Here is a 21,344-nt window from a genome sequence, read left to right as displayed (position 1 = left end):
CCGGAATGACCGACCCGTTCGAGATCTTCCTTGTCGCCACGCCCGGGCTCGAACAGCCCTTGCTGGACGAAGCAATCGCGGCGGGGTTCTTGACCGCGCGGCTGACCGATGGCGGCGTCAGCTTTCAGGGCACGTGGGACGATGTCTGGCGGGCCAACCTTGTGTTGCGCGGTGCCACCCGCGTTCTGGCCCGCATCGGCAGCTTCATGGCCTTCCACCTGGCGCAGTTGGACAAACGCGCGCGCAAATTTCCGTGGGGTGATGTGCTGCGCCCCGACGTGCCTGTGCGGGTCGAGGTCGCGACCTCGAAAAGATCGAAAATCTACCACGCGGGGGCCGCGACCCAGCGGATCGAAAAGGCGCTGGCCGAGGATCACGGGATCACCCTCAGCCCCGATGCGCCCGTCGCCATCAAGCTGCGCATCGACGATAACCGCGTGACGATCAGCGTCGATACTTCGGGCGAAAGCCTGCACAAGCGCGGCCATAAAGAGGCGGTGGGCAAGGCGCCCATGCGCGAAACGCTTGCGGCGCTGATGCTGCGCGCCTGCGGCTATGACGGAGAGGAACCGGTTGTCGATCCGATGTGCGGATCGGGCACCTTCGTCATCGAAGCGGCCGAGATCGCGACGGGCCTTTTGCCGGGGCGGTCCCGCGGTTTTGCCTTCGAACAGCTTGCCACCGTCGACCCCGCGCGATGGACGGCACTGCGTCAGACCGGCACGGTCCGGACCACGCAACACCGCTTTCACGGATCTGACCGAGACGCGGGCGCGATCCGCATGGCCACCGACAACGCCGCCCGCGCGGGTGTCGCCGATATCACCACTTTCGCCAACCTGAACGCCAACGACCTGACGCGGCCCGACGGCCCGCCCGGCCTTGTGATCTGCAATCCGCCCTACGGTGCACGCATCGGCAACCAGAAGATGCTGTTCGGCGTCTATGCGGGCCTTGGGCGGATGCTGGCGGACCAATTCTCGGGCTGGCGTGTGGCGGTCGTCACAAGCGACCCCGGCCTTGCGCAGGCCACCCGCCTGCCCTTCAAACCGAAAGGGCCGCCGATCCCCCATGGCGGCATGAAGGTCTGGCTGTTCCAGACCGATCCCCTGCCCTGATCCGACAGAAAGGCGCGTTCAATGTCCCATATCTTCAAAGGCCTCTCGGCTTTCCCGATCACGCCCTGCAACGCCGGTGGCGCGCTCGACACGGACTGCCTGCAAGACCTGATCCGGCGATTGCGCGGGGCCGAAGTGGACTCCATCGGGCTTTTGGGCAGCACCGGGACCTATGCCTATCTCGACCGCGACACGCGGCATCAGGCGACCAAGGCAGCGGCGGCGGTCAAAGGAGCCACCCCGCTGATCGTGGGGGTCGGCGCGATCCGGACCGATCAGGCCGTCACGCTTGCCCGCGATGCCGCCGCTGCGGGTGCCGATGGTCTGCTCTTGGCGCCCGTGTCATACACCCCCCTGACCGAGGACGAGGCCTACGCCCACTTCATCGCCGTGGCCGAGGCGACGGACCTGCCGCTTTGCATCTACAACAACCCAAGCACGACGCATTTCACCTTCAGCCACCGCCTGTTGCACAGGCTGGCGGTCCATCCGCAGATCGCAGCGGTCAAGATGCCGCTGCCCGCGCAAGTGACCCCCGCCGAGGATCTGGCGAGGCTGCGGGACCTGCTGCCACAGGATTTCGTGATCGGCTACAGCGGCGACTGGGGCTGCGGCGAGACGTTGCTGGCCGGCGCGGATGCCTTTTTCACGGCGCTTGGCGGCACGCTGCCGCAAACCTTCGTCAATCTGGCCCGCATGGCCATGGCCGGAGATAAGGACGCAACCGCCGCGCTAGAGGCACGGTTGGCGCCCCTGATGCAGCTATGCAAAGACAACGGCAGCCTGCGTCTGGCCTATGCCCTGACCGACCGGCTGGGGTTGGGCGAGGCCGTTTTGCCGCGCCCGCTGTTGCCGATGAACGATGACGCGATGACGCGACTGGACCGCTGGCTTGCCGAAACCAGCGACCTTGCCTGCTAGACGATCACCGCCGCACCCTTGCGCTTGATCTCGATCCCGGCGGCCTGCATCGCGGTGGCGGCGATATCGACCGCGGTCAGACCGGCCTCGGCATACATCGCATCCGGGGCGGCCTGATCGATGTAGCGGTCCGGCAAGGTCATCGTGCGCACGGCAGAGCGGCCATCCAGCAGACCCTCGTTGGCAAGGAAGTGCAGCACCATCGCGCCGAACCCGCCCTGTGCGCCTTGTTCGACCGTGACCACTGCCTTGTGGTGACGGACCAACTGGCGGATCAGCGCGTGATCCAGCGGCTTGGCAAAGCGCGCATCGGCGATGGTCGCGCTGACCCCTTGCGCGGCAAGCTTTTCGGCCGCCTTCCGGCACTCGGCCAGATGCGCCCCGAAGGACAGGATCGCAACATCCGCGCCTTCCTGCACGATCCGGCCCTTGCCGATCTCGATGATATCACCGCGCTCGGGCAGTTCCAGCCCCACGCCCTCGCCGCGCGGATAGCGGAAGGCGATGGGCCCCGCGTCATGGGCCGCAGCGGTGCGGACCATATGCATCAGCTCCAACTCGTCCGCGGCGGCCATGACGGTCATGTTCGGCAGCGCCGACATATAGCCGATATCGAAAGCCCCCGCATGGGTCGGGCCATCGGCGCCGACCAGCCCCGCACGGTCAATGGCAAAGCGGACAGGCAGGTTCTGAAGCGCCACGTCATGCACGACCTGATCGTAGCCGCGTTGCAGGAAGGTCGAATAGATCGCGCAGAAAGGCTTCAGCCCGCTTGCCGCCATCCCTGCCGCGAAGGTGACCGCGTGTTGCTCGGCAATGCCCACATCGAAGACGCGGTTCTGAAACCGCGCGCCCATGATGTCGACGCCGGTGCCCGAGGGCATCGCCGCGGTCACCGCGACAATCCTCGGGTCAAGCTGCGCCTCATGCGTCAGCGCGGTGCCGAAGACCTTGGTATAGCTCGGCGCATTGGGCCGCGACTTGGCTTGAGCGCCGCTGGCCACATCGAACTTGGACACACCGTGCCCGCGATCGGCGCTTGTCTCGGCGGGGGCATAGCCCTTGCCCTTGGTGGTGCAGACATGGATCAGCACCGGCCCCGTCGCCCGTGTACGTGCCGCGCGCAGGACCGGCAGAAGCTGGCGCATGTCGTGGCCGTCAATCGGGCCGACATAGGAAAACCCAAGCTCTTCGAACAGTGTCCCCGACCCGCCGGTCTGCATCCCTGTCACCAACTGCCGCGCACGGCGGGCGTGGTCGCGCAAGGGACCGGGCAAGGCGGCCTCGAAGCCTTCGGCCATCTTGTGCAATTCACCCATGGGCGAGGCGTAAAGCCCCGAAAGATACTTCGACATCGCACCCACGGGCGGTGCGATGGACATCTCGTTGTCGTTGAGGATGACGAACATCCGGCGCCCCTCGGCACCAGCGTTGTTCAGCGCCTCGTAAGCCATGCCCGCACTGATCGAGCCGTCACCGATCACCGCAATCGCATCGCCGGTGGGCATCCCCATGTCGCGGCCAACCGTAAAGCCCAGCGCCGCCGAAATCGAGGTGCTGGAATGGGCCGCACCGAAGGGATCAAACTCGCTTTCCGCGCGTTTGGTGAAACCGGACAGGCCGCCCTCTTGCCGCAGGGTGCGGATGCGATCCCGCCGTCCTGTCAGCACCTTGTGCGGATAGCACTGGTGGCCCACGTCGAAGATCAGCTTGTCGCGCGGCGTATCGAAAACCGCATGGATGGCGACCGTCAGTTCGACCACACCAAGCGACGATCCCAGATGCCCGCCGGTCTGCGAGACCGCCGAAATCACCTCGGCCCGCACATCGTCGGCCAGATTGGCCAGCGCCGTGTCGTTCATCCGCCGCAGATCGGCAGGGCCGGAAACAGCATCCAGGAACGGGGTTTCAGGGCGTATCGTCATGGCGGCACCTTTGTGATATGAAAAAAACGCCGCAAATGGGTGACCCCACTTGCGACGCTAGTCTCCTGTAGCCAACAGGAAGGGAACTGGGGCTATCGCCCCAATATCGGGCCAGCCAGGGAGGGAAGCCCGATAGCTGAGGAACAGGCGGAGCGTCGCGCGCCGCCTGTTCCGATCGGTCAGACCGTTGCGGTCTCTTCGATTACCAACTCGATCGACGAGCGGTTGATCGGATCCGGTGTGCCGCGGCTTTCTTCGGGCAGGATCCGTCCGATGAAGGCCACTGCCGCGATGATGAACCACAAGGCCAGCACGAAGACCGCTGCGTAGCCCGCACCTTTCAGCATCAGATAAGTGATGTCGGCAAAAAGGCGCGTCTTGTTGTCAAGATCGAGGATATTGTCTTGTTCGCTCATAAACTCTCTCCTCAGTTAAGCGGCGCGTAGCCGTGGTCTTGTGCCCAGACAAACCAGTTGTCGACAACTGTGCCGGTCAGCAGGATCCCGATACCGCCGGTCAGCGTGGTCAGGACTGCGAACCACCACGCCCAGCGGTGGATACCCTCCATCGTGGCGTTGAAACCCATGGTCCAGCGCCAGAAGAGAGCCGCACGTTCGGTCGCAGTGCCGCGGTCGACGATCTGTTCGATCTCACGCTCGCCGCCGAAACGGCTGACCGCAAGGATTGTCGCACCGTGCATCGCGAAAAGCAGGGCGGATCCATAAAGGAACACGATGCTCAGGGCGTGGAACGGATTGTAGAACAGGTTGCCATAAGTGATCGAGAACAGGTTCGTCCAGTCGAGGTGGCTGAAGACGCCGTAAGGCACCATCTCGGACCAGTCGCCCATCAGGATCGGACGGAACAGACCCAGCACAAGGAACAGCCAGATCGCCGAGGCGAAGGCCCATGCCACATGCTTGCCCATGCCCAATGCCTCGGCCCGCAGGTAGGTGCGCACCCACCATGTCAGGACCGAGATCAGCAGGAAGAAGGACGCGATCATGAAGTAACCGCCGTCATCCATCGGAGGCATCCCCAACCCGTAACCGGGCGAGGGCGGATCAAGCGACAGCCAGAACAGGTCCCGCATGAAGATCGCCGGGTTGTAATCTGCCTGCGCCCAGAAGGACAGGCCCACCATGACGAACCAGATCAGACCGGTCGCAAGCGAGATCATCCCGAACGAGCCCAGATAGACCGGACCCAACTGCGCGTTACCGAACCAGCCAAAGAGCTTGGAAAATCCGGTTTTATCACCGCGGGCAATGGCAGAGCCATCGGGTGCGCCCATCCCCATTTCGGGGGGGCCTTGCACCTGAACCTGGGTGAAGATGTTTTGATATTCAGCCATTGTTCATACCCTCCTTAAAGGTCGACCCACCAGGGCAATTCAAAGTACCAGTCCCACCAGACGATCCATTCCTCGAACCAGACGGTGCCCGAGATCACGATACAGATCGCGCTCCAGAAACCGGCGTTCAGCGCAAGGAACAGGCCCAGACGGTGAATCCCCAATGGCCCGATCGAATAGCCGATCAGATCGCGGAAATAGGTGTCTTCATGATCCGGCGACTTGATCTCCTGGCCTTTCGGCGGGTTCACGGCGGACAGAACCAAAGAGCCATGCAGGGCCAGGGCGAGCGTCGTCGTGAAGAAGAACGTGATCGCGATCATATGGGCGGGGTTGTAGTGGAAGTTCCCGTAGGCGTAGCCCACGTTGTTCACCCAATCGAGGTGGCTGAAGATGCCGTAGGGGAAACCGTGCCCCCATGCTCCCAGCAGCACCGGACGGATGACCACCAGTGTGACATAGGCAAAGATCGCCACGCCAAAAGCGAATGGCACGTGATAGCCGATGCCCAGTTTGCGGCAGATTTCCACCTCGCGCATCATCCAGCTGACAAAGGCGCCGATCGCGCAGATCGTGATGATCTGCCACAGGCCACCTTCCATCAGCGGCGCGGCCCCGAGGCCGTATGAAAGCGGTGGCGGATCAATAGAGATCAACCATGGATTCCATGTCGGGCCCTGGCTGGCCCCGTAAAAGATCAGGATTGTCCCAAGGACGGCGAAAAAGAACGTCGTGACCCCGAAGAAGCCAACGTAGAATGGCCCCACCCAGAAGTCGAACAGATCACCGCCTACCAAGGTCCCGCCACGGACCCGGTATTTTCTTTCGAAGCTGAGCTGTGCCATCTTCCTACTCCAATTTGCAACAGGCCCTGCGACCCCCTTGGGCGCGCCCTGTATTCGCGTAAGTTCGGTGTTTGCCGCGGGCGGACGGATTGACCGCCCGCAGCTTTGTCATTTCAGCGCAAGCCGATTACATGCCGCCAAAGGCGAGTGTGAACCAGTTGGTGCTGTCATTGCTCAGCAGGACGAGGTGAATCATCGCCGCAAGCAGAAACAGGAAAACGCCCTGCGCCACGAATACGCGGCGAGGATCGAAGACCAGCCAGATTTTGTAGAACTGTGCCATTCGTGTATTCCTCTCTTACCAGCTGAACCAGGGCAGCTTGATGTACGTCAGCACGTGAGCAATAACGGCGACGATCGTGAAGATCGTGAACCCGCTCATGTAGACTGCGTGCAGCTCCTGGGCCTGCTCGTCAGTGAGACCTGTGAAAGACAGATCAGATTTGTCAGCCATGTTTTGTCTCCAAAATTAAGTACTGACGCCGCGCACCCCCCGCGGCCGGGTTACGACAAAGGCTCATCCTTTGCCCCAATCCATCACCCCGGGGGGGAGCGATGAACATCGGATGTCCGTTTCCGGACAAAACTGGTGTCACAGCCTTCATGCGCTGAAGATCTGCGGTGTGATGATGCGCGCCTGGGTCCAGGCTTTCGCGAACGGCCCCTTTTCCGGCAGTTCCATCCGACGGGCGGCAGACAGCGCCCATGTCAGAAAGCAAAGCGGCAGGGTGGCCAGAAAGATCAGCGCGAAATACGCGTAGTATTCCCGCTTCGGAGGCGCGGACCGGACCCGGGCGATGGGTGCATCGGTGGTAAAGTCAGTCATTGTCTTCCTCCGTTGGTGGTTTGAAGTGCCTCGACGGTTTCCAGGACAACGCGGTCGCTGCCGGCATCGAGGGCTGCACGCTCGGCTGCGTCACGCAGGCTCTTGGCGGCAGAAATCCGTGTCAGGATCGGGTGGGTCGCCACGATCTCGTCCAGCTTGCGCTGCGCGTCGGGATCCCATGGGAAATCGCGGCGCAGCGGGGTCAGCGTGGCATCGGTGGCATCCATCTGCGTGCCCAGCGGCAGGATATGGAACAGCGCATCGAACAGGCCGTTGCAAATCTCTTGCAGCAGGTAGGTCGCGCCGGCGAAGCCCATGAATGGGGTGCCCGTCGCACGCCGTATCGCAGCGCCGGGGAAGCTGGCGGGGATGAACACCGGCGACGGGCCATGGCCGGCTTTCATTTCGGCCATATACATTTTCTCGTTGATCGAACCGAGGATCACCAAGGGGCGCTTGGTATGGATCAGGCTGCGGACCTCTTCGTTGTTGGTCTTCTTGCCGCGACACCGCGCGACGGCGAAGGCACAAGGAAAGCCCAGATCGTTCTCGAGATAGTTGCGGACACCGCGCGCATAGGTCTCGTTCGCGACGATCCCGAATTCGGCGGTGGCGAAGAAATCCTGTGTGACGGACCGCCACAGATCCCAGACCGGCTTGATCGTCGAGTGTTTTTCGCGCGCGATGAAGGGTTCAGGGTCCAGCCCCAGCAGATCACCCAGCTTGCGCAGGAATTTCGTGGTGCTGTCGATCCCGAAGGGCGCTTGCAGGTAGGGCTTGCCAAGGACTTCACACAGGCCGCGTCCGAATTCGCGATACATGGTGACGTTCACATCGGCATTCACCAGATTGCGCATCTCGGCGACATGGGCGCCCAAAGGCATCACCATATTGACCTCGGCGCCGATGCCTTCGACCAGACGCCGGATTTCGGCAAGGTCCGAGGGCATGTTGAAGGCCCCATACATCGGCCCGAGGATGTTGACCCTTGGCTTCGCACCCTCTTCACGTTTCTTTTCAGGGGGCATCCGGCCCTTGGTCATGCCGAACTCGGTGAAGATCCACGTCATCGCGCGGTCCGCGCATTCCCACTGATCCTCGTCGATGGTGCGCGGCAAAAAGCGCTGGATATTGGTGCCCTGCGGCGTCACGCCACCGCCGATCATCTCGGCGATCGAACCGGTGACGACAACGGCGGGCAGCGCCGGATCGAGCGTATCCCATGCGCGCTTCATCGCCTCTTCGGTGCCTTCGCCCATCTCGGTCTCGGACAGGCCCGTGACCACGATCGGCAACTCATGCGGGGGCAGGCCGTCGGTATAATGCAGCACAGAGGTGACGGGCAGGTTTTCACAGCCGACAGGACCGTCGATCACGACCTGCAGGCCCTTCACGGCGCAGAAGGCATAGACCGCCCCCCAATAGCCGCCAGCGCGATCATGATCGGTCACAAGCATGACACCCGCCTCGCTTTGCTCAAAATACTCAAGGCCACAAACGCCGGCATCAGATCATCTCCTCGGCTTTGGCGGCACGGGCCAGCTTGTCGAGTTTCTTCTGATGCTGGGCGCGGAAATCGGGGCGCAGGTTGGGCGCGCCTTCCCAGACTCCTGCGGTGTCGACATGGCCCACACCCTCGAAGAAGGCGCGCATCGTATCCATCTTTTCCTTGCCACGGATCGCCGCATTGACGACCTGCGCCAGTGACCCGGCACCGGCAGGTCCCATCAGCGGACGGGCAGAGATCAGGTTGGTGAAATAGAGCGCGGGAATACCGCGTTCCTTGGCGTGCTGCACAACCGGCGTGGTCCCGATGGCAAGATCCGGCTTGATCGCATCGACAGCCGCGCAGTCATCCTCCAGCGAGGCCCGGTAAACGACCTTCACGCCGCGCGATTCCAGCCAGGCCGCATCCTCGGCGGACCACTTCGTCTTGGGGCAGGCGGTGCCGACGTAAGGCACATCCGCACCGCTTTCGACCAGCAGACGCGCGACGAGCAGTTCCGAGCCTTCATAGCCCGACAGCGTGATCGTGCCCTTGATCTGCGCGCCCTTCAGCGCCTCGGAAATCGCGGGCAGGAAGGCGTTCTGTGCGGCGGCGATCTGCGCCTTGGGCACACCATAGGCCTCGCCGATATTCATCAGCCACGCGGCAGTGCCGTTATAGCCCACAGGGGCCGAGCCGACGATCTGGCGGCCAGCCGCCTCGAATTCGCGGATCGACGCGGTGTAGAAGGGATGGATGGCCGCGGCGACACCGCAGTCGAGCGCGGCATAAAGCTCGCGCCATTCGCGGGTCGGGACGGTCGGGCCGACGCCCAGCCCCATCGGGGCCAGCATCGCGCCGATCATCATCGGATCGGCGGGGAACATCTCGCCCAGCAGGGCAACGGTCGGACGATCCGCCTTGCCGCCGACAGGGGCCTGCACGGGACCAGCGGCGACTTCCTTGCGGGCATAGTTCAACATGGCACCGGCCAGCACATCCTTGGCCTCGGCATGGGTGGGGATGCCGAAGCCCGGCACGTCGATGCCGACGATCCGCACGCCGTTGATTTCAGGCGGCAGAAGGCGCAGCGGCACGCCTGAGGCGGTCGGCACGCAAAGGTTCGTCACAACGATCGCGTCATAGCGATCGGGGTCGGCCATTTCGTGCACGCTTTCGCGGATGTCCTCGAACAGCTTGCCCGTGACCAGCGTTTCGGAATTGAACGGAACGTATCCGACCGACCGGCGCGCGCCATAGAAATGGGATACGAACGTCAGGCCATAGACGCAGCAGGCCGAACCGGACAGCACCGTCGCCACCCGCTTCATCCGCAGGCCGACACGCAATGATCCGAAGGCAGGACACATGCTTTGCGGCTGATCATGGGGACCGGTGGGATAATCCTTGGCGAATTGGTCAAGGATACCGGCCTTGCCCGCAGCACGGGCCGCGGCCTTCATCGATCCGGCGCTTGCAGTGCAGCCACCCGAAAGCGCGGTCTGTTGGTCAGCCTCGCTCAGGACAACCTCGCCAGCTTCACGCGCAACGCCTTCGATGATCTCGACCTCGCCGGATGCGTCATAGCCGACCTCATAGCCTTGGGTCTGGGTGTCATGCGTCATAGTGCACGTCCTTGCATGGCGCGGGCGGCGTCGCCTTGATGTCCTGCAGCAGACGCGCCAGTTGCTGTGGCGTCGCTTTTGCAAGCATCGCGCGGACATCCGCGGGGATATGTTGGCCAGCCTCACGCATCGTCGTAGATGACCTCCAGGCTTTCTTTCGGTGCGGCATTCTTGCCGCGCATGTCGATGTCGGTGGCGGGCACCAACTGGTAATCGCCGCCGGTATCCTTGCTGTCGAAGAGGTCCAGCAGACCGTCCTGATCCAACGGGGAAGGCCGGACGGGCGGGGCAATGCCCACCGCCGTCGCCAGCCCTTCAAACATGGGACCCCACTTGCTTTCATGGGTGCCGACGATCTGGTAATTGGCGGATTTCTTGCGCAGGTCGTCATCCTGCGGGATTGCGGCAAGCACCGGAATATCGACGGCCTTGGCAAAAGCCTGCGCCTCGCCCGAGCCGTCGTCCTTGTTGATCACAAGGCCCGCGACGCCGACATTGCCGCCCAGTTTGCGGAAGTATTCCACCGCCGAGCAAACATTGTTCGCCACGTAAAGCGATTGCAGATCGTTCGAGCCGACAAGAATGACCTTCTGCGCCATGTCACGGGCAATCGGCAGACCGAAACCGCCACAGACCACGTCGCCAAGGAAATCCAGCAGGACATAGTCGAAGTCCCAGTCATGAAAGCCCAGCTTTTCGAGCAGTTCGAACCCGTGGATGATCCCGCGCCCACCGCAGCCGCGCCCAACCTCGGGCCCGCCGAGCTCCATCGCGAAGACACCGCCGCGCTTGAAGCAGACGTCACCGATGACGACCTCTTCGCCCGCCAGCTTTTTCTTGGCGGATGTCTCGATGATCGTGGGACAGGCCTTGCCGCCGAACAAAAGGCTGGTCGTGTCCGACTTGGGGTCACAACCGATCAGCAGCACGCGCTTGCCCATCTCGGCCATCATGTGGCTGAGGTTGGCCAGCGTGAACGACTTGCCGATGCCGCCTTTGCCATAGATCGCGATGATCTGGGTTTTCGACGTGGGTTCACCCTGCGGCACCTCCAGCGATGGCTCTACCGCGGCTTCGTCGCGCAGGCGCTTGTCGAAGTCTTTCAGGTTCGGCACTTCGTCTTTCATGCGGTTCCCCAGTTCAGGATCATTTTCAGGCAGGCGGGATCAGAGAAAGCGGCCTCGTAAGCAGCCGCGGCGTTCCCCGCCGGTTGTTCGTGAGTGATCAGATCGGCCAGTTCCAACGTGCCGGCCTCGACCAGCGCCTTGGTGGCGGTCATGTCGTCGGGTGCCCATTCCGCGCTGATGCGGAAACGCGCCTCTTTCATGAAAGCGGGCGGAAAGGCGAATTGCAGCGGCGCGGTATAGAACCCCGCCAGCACAATCTCACCGCCCTTGGCGATGCGGCCGATCCAGTCGTTCAGCAGATCGCCCCGGCCGGAGGCATCATAGATGGACCGGTAGTCGCGGCGCGCGTCGGTGTCGGGTGTGATGACCTTGTATCCGGTGGCGCCGTCCATCCGCTGGGCATCGACCTCCCACACAGTGGGCGCAGGCGCGCCCGAGGCAATCGTCAGACGGGCAAGCAAACGGCCCAGCACACCGTGACCGATGATCAGATCAGGGACGGACTTGTGCGGGCCAGCCATGGCGTGGCGCGCCGTCGCGGCAAGCGCCAGAAGCGCACCCGCCGCCCCGAGACCACGGTCGATCCGTGTCACGCGCGACGCTTTGGTGACGATCGTCCGGGCCGCCGCGCCGAAAAGCCCGTGCGCACCGATATAGCAGCTTGCACCCGGCACGAAGACATGCTCGCCCACGCGGTAACCGCTGTCGGAACCGGCCTCGACCACTTCGCCCGCAGCCTCGTAGCCGGGGATCAGCGGATAGCCCATTCCGGGGAACGGCGGCATCTCACCCGTCCAAAACAGCTTCTCGGTGCCCGTGGAAATTCCCGAATGCCTGATCTCGACAACGATATCGTCGGCGGCGGGCGGTGTGATTCCAACCGTTTCCAGCGAAAGCTTTCCCGGGGCTGAGAGTATTACTGCATTAGTTTTCAAAGTTTTCTCCGCCGTGTGGCGCCTGCAGGTCCTGCAAGGTGCGACACCCTTTCGTGATCATAGTGTAGTGTTACATACCAAAGTGTCAAATTCTTTTGACACTTAATCTGTCAATCTGGCTTTACACATTGAACGACCGAGGTGATGTAGGGTCGCCGCGCACGCGGCACGCGGGGGGTGGTAAATCCCGCGCCTTCCAGAAGGGTCGTGATTTCCGCCGGGGACCGCGCCTTTCCGGTGCGCATCGCCATGCAATAAAGGGCGAAATAGGCATCCCCCGCGCGCTGCGGCGCATCGCCCCCCGTCATCGGCTCCGACACGATGATCCGCCCGCCCGCAGGCAAGGCGTCGAAGGCGGACCTCAGCAATGCGGCGACGGTCTCGTCGCTGTGATCATAGAGAACGCGGACCAGCGTGATGGTATCCGCGCCCTTGGGCAGCGGATCGTCGCGAAAGGACCCCGGCACGATATTGACGGTCTTGGCCAGGCTTGCGGCCAGGAAACGCGCCTCGGCGACCCGCGCCACCTGAGGCAGATCGAACAGCGTCAGTTCCAGTTGCGGATGGGCCTGCCTGAGGGCGCCGAGAAACGCGCCGGTTCCGCCGCCGACATCGAGGACATGGTTCGCCCTGCGGAAATCCACCATGGCAAGCGTGTCCTCGGCCACAAGGACCTGACTGTCGGCCATCAGTTGCGAATACTGCGCCGAGGTTTCGGGGTTAGTCGCGCCGCCCGCGCCGAAAACATAGGGCCAGAACGCGGCCAGCTCGGTTTCGACCTCGCCACGGAAGAAGGCCACCGGATCGGCGAGATCAAGATAGAGAATGTCGTGGTGGTCGATCATGCCCTGCAACCCCGGCACACCGGCAAGGGCCGCTCCGCGCTGGGTCAGGGCATAAAAGCCGGACCGCCGCCGCTTGATCAGGTTCAGCGCTACGGCACCCGACAAAAGCACCTGCATCCGCTCGGGCGGAACGCGGGCTTCGATCGCCAGCGCATCGGCTTTCATCTCTTGCGCCAAAAGCATCTTGGGCAGGTCCAGCCGCACGAAAGCCTGCAGGATCTGGCTGTGGCAAAAGCCCGCGACCAGATCGAACATCGCCTCGCCTTCCGACACGACAATGCCGCGCGTGAAGGGAAACCGGGTCGCCCACTGCTGAAACCCGCGCGAGGCGACAAGCCGCGTCAGCCAGCGCGACCGGCGAAGGGATCGGCGGTCGGGCACCGCGACCCGAGAGGTCGGTCGCTGGTCCGCCATCACTCGCCCGGAACGGTCGACCTGCTACGCGCACCCGCCGGGACCAGCTTGTCGGCATAGGCCCGCACCATCTGCGCCAGCGCCGCCTCGCCCGGGCAAGCGGGGATCGAGGCGATGGCACCGCCGAGAATGTCGTCAAAGCGCCTGATGGCACCCTGCACACCATAGGCCGCGACAGCATTGGGGCGGCCGTGAAGGCCGTCCTGTCCGGCAGGTTTGCCCAAGGTCGCCTCGTCGCACAGCGCATCGCGCAGGTCGTCGGCCACCTGAAACGCCTCGCCGATGCGGGCGCCCAGTTCTTCCCAAGGCTCGGCCTCTTGCCCAGCGGCCACGGCCCCCATCTGGGTTGCGGCGATGAACAGCGCGCCTGTCTTGGCCTGATGATAGGCGGAAAGGTCGATCGTCTCTTCGCTTTCCCAGCCCTGTCCGGCGCAAATCCCGAAAGGCATCCCCGTCCGCGTGCCCAGAATGTCGATCAGGGTCAGCGCGCGATCCGGCGCCGCCGTCGCCGCGCGGGCAATGATCTGAAAGCCCATGATGATCAGGCTGTCGCCGGCCAGAACCGCGATCGGCTGCGAATAGGCCCTGTGCAGCGCGGGCTTGCCCCGCCGCATGTCGGCATCATCGAAGCACGGCAGATCGTCGTGCACCAGACTGGCGCAATGGATCACCTCCAGCGCCACAGCCGCCGCATCGGTCAGCGCGGGCTGATCGTCACCGCAGGCCATCGCAACCGAGGTCAGGATCGTCGGCCTGATCCGCGCACCGCCCGGTGTGACCGCATATTCCAGCGCCGAGGCCAGCTTGGCCGGAGCCGCGCCGCCCTGTCCGCGCGCAATGGCACGCTGCATCGCGACATCAATACGGTCCGAGATTCGCATCAGGCTCTCCTTTGCATTCCAGTGTGTCTATTTTAGTTTACATATGTCAATGTAAATCAAATGAAACAGTGAATCAGGGCAAAGATGACGGATCACGGGCCCAAGACGGTGATTATCGGGGCTGGTATCGGCGGTCTTGCGGCAGCCCTGCGACTGGCGCATCGGGGCTGCGATGTGACCGTGCTCGACCTGCATGGCGGCCCGGGCGGCAAGATGCGGACCGTGCCTTCGGATGCCGGGCCGGTCGATGCGGGGCCGACCGTGCTGACCATGCTGCCGGTATTCGAGGCGCTTTTCCGCGACGCGGGCGAGGACCTGCACGCCCATGTCGCGCTGTCCCCGCTGACCACGCTGGCACGACACTATTGGGACGACGGCACCAGCCTTGATCTGGTGACCGACGAAGCCCGGAACATCGCCAATATCCGCACCGCCTTCGGCGACACGGCCGCGCGCCAGTTCGCCCGCTTCAGCAAACGCGCCGCGCGCCTGTTTCAGGCCTTCGATGGGCCCATGATGCGCACCGCGGCGCCCAGCCAGTTCGCATTGACCGCAACTGTCATGCGGCACCCATCACTTGTCTTCGACATGGCACCGCACCGCACGCTGGCCGGCCTGTTGCGCGGCAGCTTCTCTGACCCGCGCCTTGCGCAGCTTTTCGGGCGCTATGCCACCTATGTCGGCGGGTCGCCCTATGCCGCGCCCGCGATCCTTTCGCTGATCTGGCAGGCCGAGGCGCAGGGGGTCTGGACCGTGAAAGGCGGGATGCACGCGCTCGCCCGCGCGATCGAAAGCCTTGCCAAAGCGCGCGGCGCGGTCTTTCACTACACCACGGCAGCAACACGGATCACACGGCAGAACGGGCGCGTGTCGGGCGTGCAGACCGGGGCGAGCCATTTTCCCGCGGATACCGTGCTTTTCAACGGCGACCCCAATGCGCTGGCCACCGGCCTTCTGGGCGAGGGGCCGCGCAAGGCCATCGCCCCCCACCACGTCAGCCCGCGCAGCCTGTCGGCCTATGTCCACGCCTTCGCGGCCATGCCCGACGGCCTGCCTCTTGCCCATCACACGGTCTTTTTCGGCCGCGACCCGAGGGCCGAGTTCGCAGCCCTCGCCCGCGACGAAATGCCGACCGACGCCACACTCTACCTTTGCGCGCAGGACCACGGGCAAGTGGCCCCAGACGCCCTGCAACGGTTCGAGATCATCATGAACGCCCCCCCGGTCCCGCGCGATCCGGCCAAGGAGAAGCCCCCATGTCAGACACAGATCTTCAACCGGTTCCGGGACTTCGGCCTGCACTTCACACCGACACCGGAACCCGCGGCGCTGACCACACCGGCAGAGTTCGACGCGCTCTTTCCGGCGAGCCGCGGTTCCCTCTACGGGCGGAGCCCGCATGGGCTGATGGCGGCCTTCAAGCGCCCGACGGCGCGCACGGCGATCCCGGGGCTATACCTGTGCGGGGGCGGGGCGCATCCGGGGGCGGGGGTGCCGATGGCCACCCTCTCCGCGCAGCACGCGGTCGCGGCGATCATGACCGACCATGCTTCCACCTCGACGTCCCGCCGAATGGGTATGCGTGGTGGTATGTCGACGGGATCAGCGATGACGGGACAAAAGCCGTCTCGGTCATAGGATTTATCGGATCGGTCTTTTCGCCCTGGTATGCGTGGTCGGGCCGCAAGGACCCCGCCAACCATTGCTGCATCAACGTCGCCACCTACGGGCGCGGCGGGCGGTTCACCATGACCGACCGAGGCCGCGACGCGCTGCAAACGACACCCGACAGGCTTCAGGTCGGCCCCTCGTCGATGCACTGGACCGGCAGGGAACTGGTCATCGAGATCGATGAAATCAGCAGCCCGCCCCTGATCAGCCGCCTGCGCGGGCGGATCACGGTGACACCCCATGCGCTGACCTCGGTCGAAATGTTGCTGACACCCGAGGGCACCCATATCTGGCGCCCCTTCGCGCCCTCGTCCGACATCAAGGTCGAACTTCAGGCGAAGGGCTGGCAATGGTCCGGCCATGGCTATTTCGACGCCAATTTCGGCACGCGGGCGCTGGAACAGGACTTCAGCTTCTGGACATGGGGACGCTATCCGACCAAGGAGGGGGCGACCTGCATCTATGATGCCGTGCGGCGGGATGGCACGACACTGGACACCGCGATCGCATTCGATGCGCAAGGCGAGGCCCGCATCGTCAAGGCCCCGCCGCGCAGGCGGTTCAAACGCTCGCTTTGGCAGGTCATGCGCGAAACCCGGGCCGATGCGGGCGTCATGCCCAAACAGGTGCTGCCGATGCTGGATGCGCCGTTCTATTCGCGCTCGGCGGTGCAGACGCAGATCAACGGTGAGACAGTCACCGGCGTGCACGAGGCGCTGGACCTCGACCGCTTCGCCTCGCCGCTGATCAAGCCGATGCTGGCCGTGCGTGTCCCCCGGCGCAAAGGCTGGCCGGGGGCGTAGTCAGGCCGTCGCTGCCCTATTTGGCGATACCGCAGGTATTGATGCCAAGGACGCGATAGAGCGGGCAGGTCCCGATTGCACCGGTCACCAGCGGGATCACGCCGACCCAGCCCCAAGCGGTCTGTGGCCCGACGAAAACCAGCGAGATCAGGACAAGTCCGACAATGATCCGGACTGCGCGGTCGATTGTGCCTTCATTGCGTGTCATGGGGGGTCTCCTTTCCGAGAGATGATATCGCCATCCTAGCCTGATTGGCACCGCCAGTCGGTGACATTGTCACGCATCGTTGCACAAGACGATCACCTGCCCCCCCGCCGCCGCCGCATCCTCGGCGTCATGTGTCACCATCAGCACCGGCAAGGCCCGCACGCGCGCCCTTGCAAAGACCATCTCGCGCACCTGCGCGCGCAAGGCCGCATCCAACCGCGAGAAAGGTTCATCCAGCAGCAAGGCGCAGGGGTCCGACAACAGCATCCGCATCAGCGCGACCCGCGCCTTTTGCCCCCCCGACAGGGTCGCCGGATCGCGGTCGGCGAAACCCTCTAGCCCGACCTCTGACAATGCCTCTGCGATCTTAGCCGCCCGTTCCGCCCGTGACCCGCCCCGCGCAAGCCCGAAAGCAAGGTTCGCCCCCACGGACATATGTGGAAACAGCAGGTCGTCCTGAAACAGGATGCCGACGCGCCGCAGATGCGCCGGTGCCTCGGTGATGTCATGCCCGTCGAGAAGAACGCGCCCTGTCGCGGAAAACTCGGTCGCAAGCGTGCCCGTGACGAAAGACAACAGGGTCGACTTGCCGACGCCGGACGGGCCCATGACCGTCAGCACCTCGCCCGGGCCGATGGTGTGATCGACCCGCAGCAGCACATTGCCGCCCTTGGCGATCACCACGTCTTGCAGGACCAAGCCCTTATCCATGCCGCAACCCCTGTCTCTTGCGCCAGACCAGCGCGGGGATCAGCAGCGCCAGCGCGAAAGGCACCAGCGCCGCCCCCGTCTGCATCAGCCCATAAACGCCGATGGCGCGGCGGTCACCTCCGGATGCGAGCGCCACCGCCTCGGTCGTCAGCGTTGCCACGCGGCCCCCACCGATCAGCAAGGTCGGCAGATACTGCCCGACCGAGACCGCCAGTCCCACCGCCAAGGCGGTCAGGATCGGCCGCAGCAGCATCGGCAGGCGCACCCGCCAGAGCACGCGGTCGGGGCTTGCACCCAAGGCGCGCGCAATCGTTCCCATCCGCGCATCCCAGGCGCGGTAGGGATCGGCGAGCGACAAAAAGACATAGGGCAGCACAAAGACCAGATGCGCCATCATCACGGGCAACCGCCCCACATCCGCGCCGATCCCCAGCATCAGCGTTTGCAATCCCGGCAGAAACGCCGTCTGCGGCACAAGCAGCGGCAGATAGAGCAACCAGACGGATCGCGTGCTCCACTTCAGGCCATGGCGATACTCGGCCTCCAGACAACCGATGGTCAGGATCAGCGCAAGCAGCGCGGCAACGGCGGCAATCAGGGCCGTCTCGCCCAAGGCCGCGACGGCGCCGTCGCTGTGCCGCATCCAGTTCTTCATCGTAAAGCTGTCAGGCAGGGCATCGGGAAACCCCCAGAACCCCGCAAAGGACCAGACCGTCAGCACGGCCAATCCCAAGAGAACCGCCAGTGCGGCACCTGCCCCGCCGACCAAGGCAAGGGCCGCAACCGGCCCGTCCAGCCGCCCGCGCCCGCCTGCCGCGATCCAGCGCGCACCCGACCGCGCGACGGCGACCTCGCCCAACCGCCAGAGCCCCAGCGCGGCCACGACAAGCGCCAGTTGCAGCAAGGCCCCCGCCGCCGCTTCCAGCCGCATGGAAAGGTCGGGGTCGGACATCAGCTTGACGATCTGCACCGACAGGGGCGGTGGCGTGTTGGGGCCAAGGATCACCGCCACATCGACCACGGACATCGAATAGGCCAGCACCACATAGACCGGCGGTCTGATCTGGGCATAGACGCGCGGAAAGACGGTCTTCAGCCACCCCGTCAGCCGCCCGTAGCCCAAGGCCTGCGCCACGACGACACTGCGCCGCCCATCCGCCTGCCCAAGGGCTGCCAGCATGATCAGCAACAGGAAGGGCACTTCCTTCACGATCAACCCGGCGGTCATGGTCAGACCCCATGTGTCCTGCACGATCAGAAGATCAGGCGGCCTTTCCCAGCCCGTCAGACCCGGCGAGACCAACCGCGACAGCCAGCCTGATGGTGCGATCAGAAAGGCCAGACCAAAGGCCGCCGCCGCATGCGGCACCGAAAGAAGCGGCGAAAGCAGGCGTTCAAGCACACGAAACGCCCGCGTGCCGGACCAGCCCGCCGTGACCAGCGTGACAATCGCCAGCGAAAAGAACGTCGCCAGCAGGCCGGTGCTGACGGACAGGAAAACCGCGCGCGGCAGGCCCGCCCAGCCGAACAGGTCGCGGAAAGGATCAAGGCTCGGCCCGGTCAGCCCCGCCGCAGGCAGATGCCCGAAAGCGGGCAGCACCGTGCCCCAAAGCCCCGCCGCCACAGGCCCCAGCATCGCCAGAAGCGTCAGGGCAGGCAGCAGCGGCAGGAAACGGCGGCGGGTCACAGGATAGAGTTTGGCGCGACGCAGCCGCCGCGCCAAGATCACTTACTGCGCCACGCCATAGCGGGTGGCCCAGTCGTCAGCGATGCGGGTCATCCAGCTTGGGTGCGGTTCATCCTGAACCGTGCCCAGTTCCGCCGGTGACAGTGTCGCGATCCCCAGTTCCAGCGCCTCGAAGGCCGCGCGATCCTCGGCGCTGAGCGCGTCCATGTTCAGCACGGTGCCGTAGCCCAGGATTTCCGGGTTCTGCGCCCGCACCTGCGCCTCGGGCGACATCAGGAAGTTGGCGACGACCATCGCGCCTTCCTTGCTGCCCGAGTTGTAGGGGATCGCCACGAAGGACGCATTGCCGATGGTGCCCTTGTCCAGCACGAAGGTGCGGACCGTGTCGGGCAACTGGTTGTTGGCAATCGCCGCCGTCGCTTCACCGGGGCTGAAGGAAATCGCCAGATCGACCTCGCCATCCGCGATCAGTTGCAACTGCGCGGGGCCGGTCGCCGGATAGGCGCGGCCCTCGCGCCAGAGCGTCGGTGTCAGCTCTTCAAGGAACGCCCAAAGCGGTGCGGTGACCGCATCGTAATTGTCATCCGTCGCGGGCTGCGACAAGACAGAAGGATCATCCAGCAGATCGACAAGCGCCTGTTTCAGAAACGTCGTGCCAAGGAAATCCGGCGGCTGCGGATAGGTGAACCGACCGGGGTTCGCGACGGACCACGCCAGTATCTCGTCCATCGAGCCCAGCGGTTCGGCCAGATCGGCGGTGTCATGGATAAAGACCACCTGTGCCATCGCCCAAGGGGCCTCGAACCCTTCGACAGGCACGGTGAAATCGGTCTGGACCGTCTTGCCCTCGACATCGACAAGGGCCCAGTTCGGCAGTTGCTCGGCGAAGGGGCCGAACAGCAGATCGGCCTCTTTCATCGCGGCGAAATTGGCGCCGTTGATCCAGATCATGTCGATCGCGCCATCGTCGTCCTCCCCGACCTGCTTTTCCGTCAACACGCGGGTCACGGCATCGGCCGTGTCGGTCAGTTTGACGTGTTCCAGCGTGACGCCATAGTCCTCGGCCACGCGCGCGCCAACCCATGCGATGAAGTCGTTCGTCGTGGTCGAACCGCCCCAGGCGTTCCAGAACACGGTCTGCCCTTGGGCAGCCGCAGTCACCGCGTCCCAATCCGCGGGATCTGTGTCGGCCAAGGCAGGCAAGGGGGCCAGCAGGGCGGCCAGCACGGCAAGATGTTTCATCAAAGGTTCCTTTCAGGTCGTGTAGATTTGTTTGGCGGCATAGATCCGCAGGACAGCGGTGGCAAAGCAGAGCGTTCCAAAGACCCACGCAAGCGGTACGAAATAAGTTTCAAAGAGGCACAGCAGAACGAAGAAAACGATGGTCTCGGTGCCTTCCAGAAGGCCGTTCGAGTAGTAAAGCGATTTCTGCCCCTGCGCCTCCGTCTTGTGACCATGCTTTTCGGCAAGAATGGCGTAGCCCAGAAAACTGGTGCCATTGACGTAGAACGAGGTCAGCAGAAACGCGCCCGCGACGCCGTTGGCGGCGGGGTCCGCCAGCACAAAGGCAAAGGGTATCGCCCCGTAGAACAGAAAATCCGCCGCGATATCCAGATAGCCGCCAAAGTCGGTCTTGCGCGTCGCCCGAGCAACCGCCCCGTCCAGCCCGTCGGCGATCCGGCTGGCCAGTAACGGCACCAGCGCCAGCAGCGGCGCGCCCACTGCGATCATCGCCGCGGCCACCAGCCCCAGTCCAAGACCCACCAGCGTCACCGCATCCGCCGTCACACCGGCCCCGGCAAGCGCGCGCCCGATCCGGTTCAGCGGCGGGTCGATCAGGCGTCGGGCAAAACGGTCAAGCATCTGGACATCGCACTCTGGTTGTCCGTTGCCTTTTGACCGATCACCGGCAATCGCGCAATTCGGCCCACGCGAAAGTGAGACGACCCGCCGGAACTGTCA

General features: G+C 64.2%; 22 protein-coding genes. 4 read left to right on the top strand and 18 right to left on the bottom strand.

Translation table 11 applies throughout. The annotated features are described in order from the left end of the window. The first annotated feature begins 5 nt into the window (after nt 1-5). Both V7N12_RS00415 and V7N12_RS00410 read left to right on the top strand, forming a co-directional pair. Nucleotides 6-1,118, top strand: coding sequence for a THUMP domain-containing class I SAM-dependent RNA methyltransferase (locus V7N12_RS00415; RefSeq protein WP_333711878.1), 1,113 nt, complete (start codon nt 6-8; stop codon nt 1,116-1,118). A gap of 21 nt (nt 1,119-1,139) precedes the next feature. Then, complete coding sequence (locus tag V7N12_RS00410) at nt 1,140-2,039, top strand: dihydrodipicolinate synthase family protein (RefSeq protein WP_333711877.1); 900 nt, start codon at nt 1,140-1,142, stop codon at nt 2,037-2,039. Here V7N12_RS00410 and dxs read toward each other — a convergent pair. The 13 genes from dxs to V7N12_RS00345 all read right to left on the bottom strand — a co-directional run bounded on the left by dxs (nt 2,036) and on the right by V7N12_RS00345 (nt 14,302). After that, complete coding sequence (gene dxs / locus V7N12_RS00405) at nt 2,036-3,964, bottom strand: 1-deoxy-D-xylulose-5-phosphate synthase (RefSeq protein ID WP_333711875.1); 1,929 nt, start codon at nt 3,962-3,964, stop codon at nt 2,036-2,038. The two genes, V7N12_RS00410 and dxs, sit on opposite strands and share 4 nt — an antisense overlap. A 179-nt stretch (nt 3,965-4,143) precedes the next feature. Continuing rightward, the gene (gene pufX / locus V7N12_RS00400; RefSeq protein WP_333711874.1) at nt 4,144-4,380 is read right to left on the bottom strand and encodes an RC-LH1 core complex protein PufX; all 237 of its coding nucleotides are present in this window, start codon (nt 4,378-4,380) and stop codon (nt 4,144-4,146) included. 11 nt (nt 4,381-4,391) lie between these two features. Continuing rightward, nucleotides 4,392-5,318, bottom strand: a complete 927-nt coding sequence (gene pufM, locus V7N12_RS00395; protein WP_333711873.1) for a photosynthetic reaction center subunit M — start codon at nt 5,316-5,318, stop codon at nt 4,392-4,394. A 14-nt stretch (nt 5,319-5,332) separates the two neighbouring features. Continuing rightward, complete coding sequence (pufL, locus tag V7N12_RS00390) at nt 5,333-6,163, bottom strand: photosynthetic reaction center subunit L (protein ID WP_333711872.1); 831 nt, start codon at nt 6,161-6,163, stop codon at nt 5,333-5,335. 127 nt (nt 6,164-6,290) lie between these two features. Continuing rightward, nucleotides 6,291-6,446, bottom strand: a complete 156-nt coding sequence (gene pufA / locus V7N12_RS00385) for a light-harvesting antenna LH1, alpha subunit (protein ID WP_333711870.1) — start codon at nt 6,444-6,446, stop codon at nt 6,291-6,293. A 15-nt stretch (nt 6,447-6,461) separates the two neighbouring features. Further along, nucleotides 6,462-6,617 carry a light-harvesting antenna LH1, beta subunit gene (pufB, locus tag V7N12_RS00380; protein WP_090208168.1) on the bottom strand — a complete coding sequence of 52 codons (156 nt, stop codon included), beginning with the start codon at nt 6,615-6,617 and terminating at the stop codon, nt 6,462-6,464. Between the two features lie 147 nt (nt 6,618-6,764). Continuing rightward, nucleotides 6,765-6,989, bottom strand: a complete 225-nt coding sequence (gene pufQ / locus V7N12_RS00375; protein WP_333711868.1) for a cytochrome PufQ — start codon at nt 6,987-6,989, stop codon at nt 6,765-6,767. Next, nucleotides 6,986-8,446: a chlorophyllide a reductase subunit Z gene (bchZ, locus tag V7N12_RS00370; protein ID WP_333711867.1), complete on the bottom strand. Its 1,461-nt coding sequence runs from the start codon at nt 8,444-8,446 to the stop codon at nt 6,986-6,988. The genes pufQ and bchZ overlap by 4 nt, the downstream gene beginning before the upstream one ends. 49 nt (nt 8,447-8,495) lie before the next feature. Next, the gene (gene bchY, locus V7N12_RS00365; RefSeq protein WP_333711865.1) at nt 8,496-10,100 is read right to left on the bottom strand and encodes a chlorophyllide a reductase subunit Y; all 1,605 of its coding nucleotides are present in this window, start codon (nt 10,098-10,100) and stop codon (nt 8,496-8,498) included. A 122-nt stretch (nt 10,101-10,222) separates the two neighbouring features. Next, entirely contained in the window at nt 10,223-11,227 is a 1,005-nt protein-coding gene (locus V7N12_RS00360; protein WP_333711864.1) for a chlorophyllide a reductase iron protein subunit X, read from the bottom strand. Further along, entirely contained in the window at nt 11,224-12,162 is a 939-nt protein-coding gene (gene bchC, locus V7N12_RS00355; protein ID WP_333711863.1) for a chlorophyll synthesis pathway protein BchC, read from the bottom strand. Before bchC ends, V7N12_RS00360 begins: the two co-directional genes overlap by 4 nt. Nucleotides 12,163-12,272: 110 nt before the next feature. Further along, nucleotides 12,273-13,421, bottom strand: coding sequence for a methyltransferase (locus V7N12_RS00350; RefSeq protein ID WP_333711862.1), 1,149 nt, complete (start codon nt 13,419-13,421; stop codon nt 12,273-12,275). Next, nucleotides 13,421-14,302, bottom strand: coding sequence for a polyprenyl synthetase family protein (locus tag V7N12_RS00345; protein WP_333711861.1), 882 nt, complete (start codon nt 14,300-14,302; stop codon nt 13,421-13,423). The genes V7N12_RS00350 and V7N12_RS00345 overlap by 1 nt, the downstream gene beginning before the upstream one ends. Nucleotides 14,303-14,386: 84 nt before the next feature. Here V7N12_RS00345 and crtD point away from each other — a divergent pair, with 84 nt between their 5' ends. Together crtD and crtC are read left to right on the top strand one after the other, a co-directional pair. Continuing rightward, nucleotides 14,387-15,940 carry a 1-hydroxycarotenoid 3,4-desaturase CrtD gene (crtD, locus tag V7N12_RS00340; RefSeq protein ID WP_333711860.1) on the top strand — a complete coding sequence of 518 codons (1,554 nt, stop codon included), beginning with the start codon at nt 14,387-14,389 and terminating at the stop codon, nt 15,938-15,940. Then, nucleotides 15,904-16,776, top strand: coding sequence for a carotenoid 1,2-hydratase (gene crtC, locus V7N12_RS00335; RefSeq protein ID WP_333711894.1), 873 nt, complete (start codon nt 15,904-15,906; stop codon nt 16,774-16,776). The genes crtD and crtC overlap by 37 nt, the downstream gene beginning before the upstream one ends. Before the next feature lie 16 nt (nt 16,777-16,792). On the opposite strand, the gene V7N12_RS00330 is transcribed toward crtC, so the two are convergent. The 5 genes from V7N12_RS00330 to V7N12_RS00310 form a co-directional block, all read right to left on the bottom strand. Beyond that, nucleotides 16,793-16,984: a YgaP family membrane protein gene (locus V7N12_RS00330; protein WP_333711859.1), complete on the bottom strand. Its 192-nt coding sequence runs from the start codon at nt 16,982-16,984 to the stop codon at nt 16,793-16,795. Between the two features lie 69 nt (nt 16,985-17,053). Further along, entirely contained in the window at nt 17,054-17,695 is a 642-nt protein-coding gene (locus V7N12_RS00325; RefSeq protein ID WP_333711858.1) for an ATP-binding cassette domain-containing protein, read from the bottom strand. After that, nucleotides 17,688-19,331, bottom strand: a complete 1,644-nt coding sequence (locus V7N12_RS00320; protein ID WP_333711893.1) for an ABC transporter permease — start codon at nt 19,329-19,331, stop codon at nt 17,688-17,690. The genes V7N12_RS00325 and V7N12_RS00320 overlap by 8 nt, the downstream gene beginning before the upstream one ends. A 93-nt stretch (nt 19,332-19,424) precedes the next feature. Beyond that, complete coding sequence (locus V7N12_RS00315) at nt 19,425-20,624, bottom strand: ABC transporter substrate-binding protein (protein WP_333711857.1); 1,200 nt, start codon at nt 20,622-20,624, stop codon at nt 19,425-19,427. 12 nt (nt 20,625-20,636) lie between these two features. Next, entirely contained in the window at nt 20,637-21,245 is a 609-nt protein-coding gene (locus tag V7N12_RS00310) for a CDP-alcohol phosphatidyltransferase family protein (protein WP_333711856.1), read from the bottom strand. Between the last annotated feature and the right edge of the window lie 99 nt (nt 21,246-21,344).

It is taken from the genome of Yoonia sp. (assembly GCF_036770585.1).
In the GTDB taxonomy this organism is placed as follows: domain Bacteria; phylum Pseudomonadota; class Alphaproteobacteria; order Rhodobacterales; family Rhodobacteraceae; genus Yoonia.
This window is presented reverse-complemented; position numbering and strand designations above follow the sequence as displayed.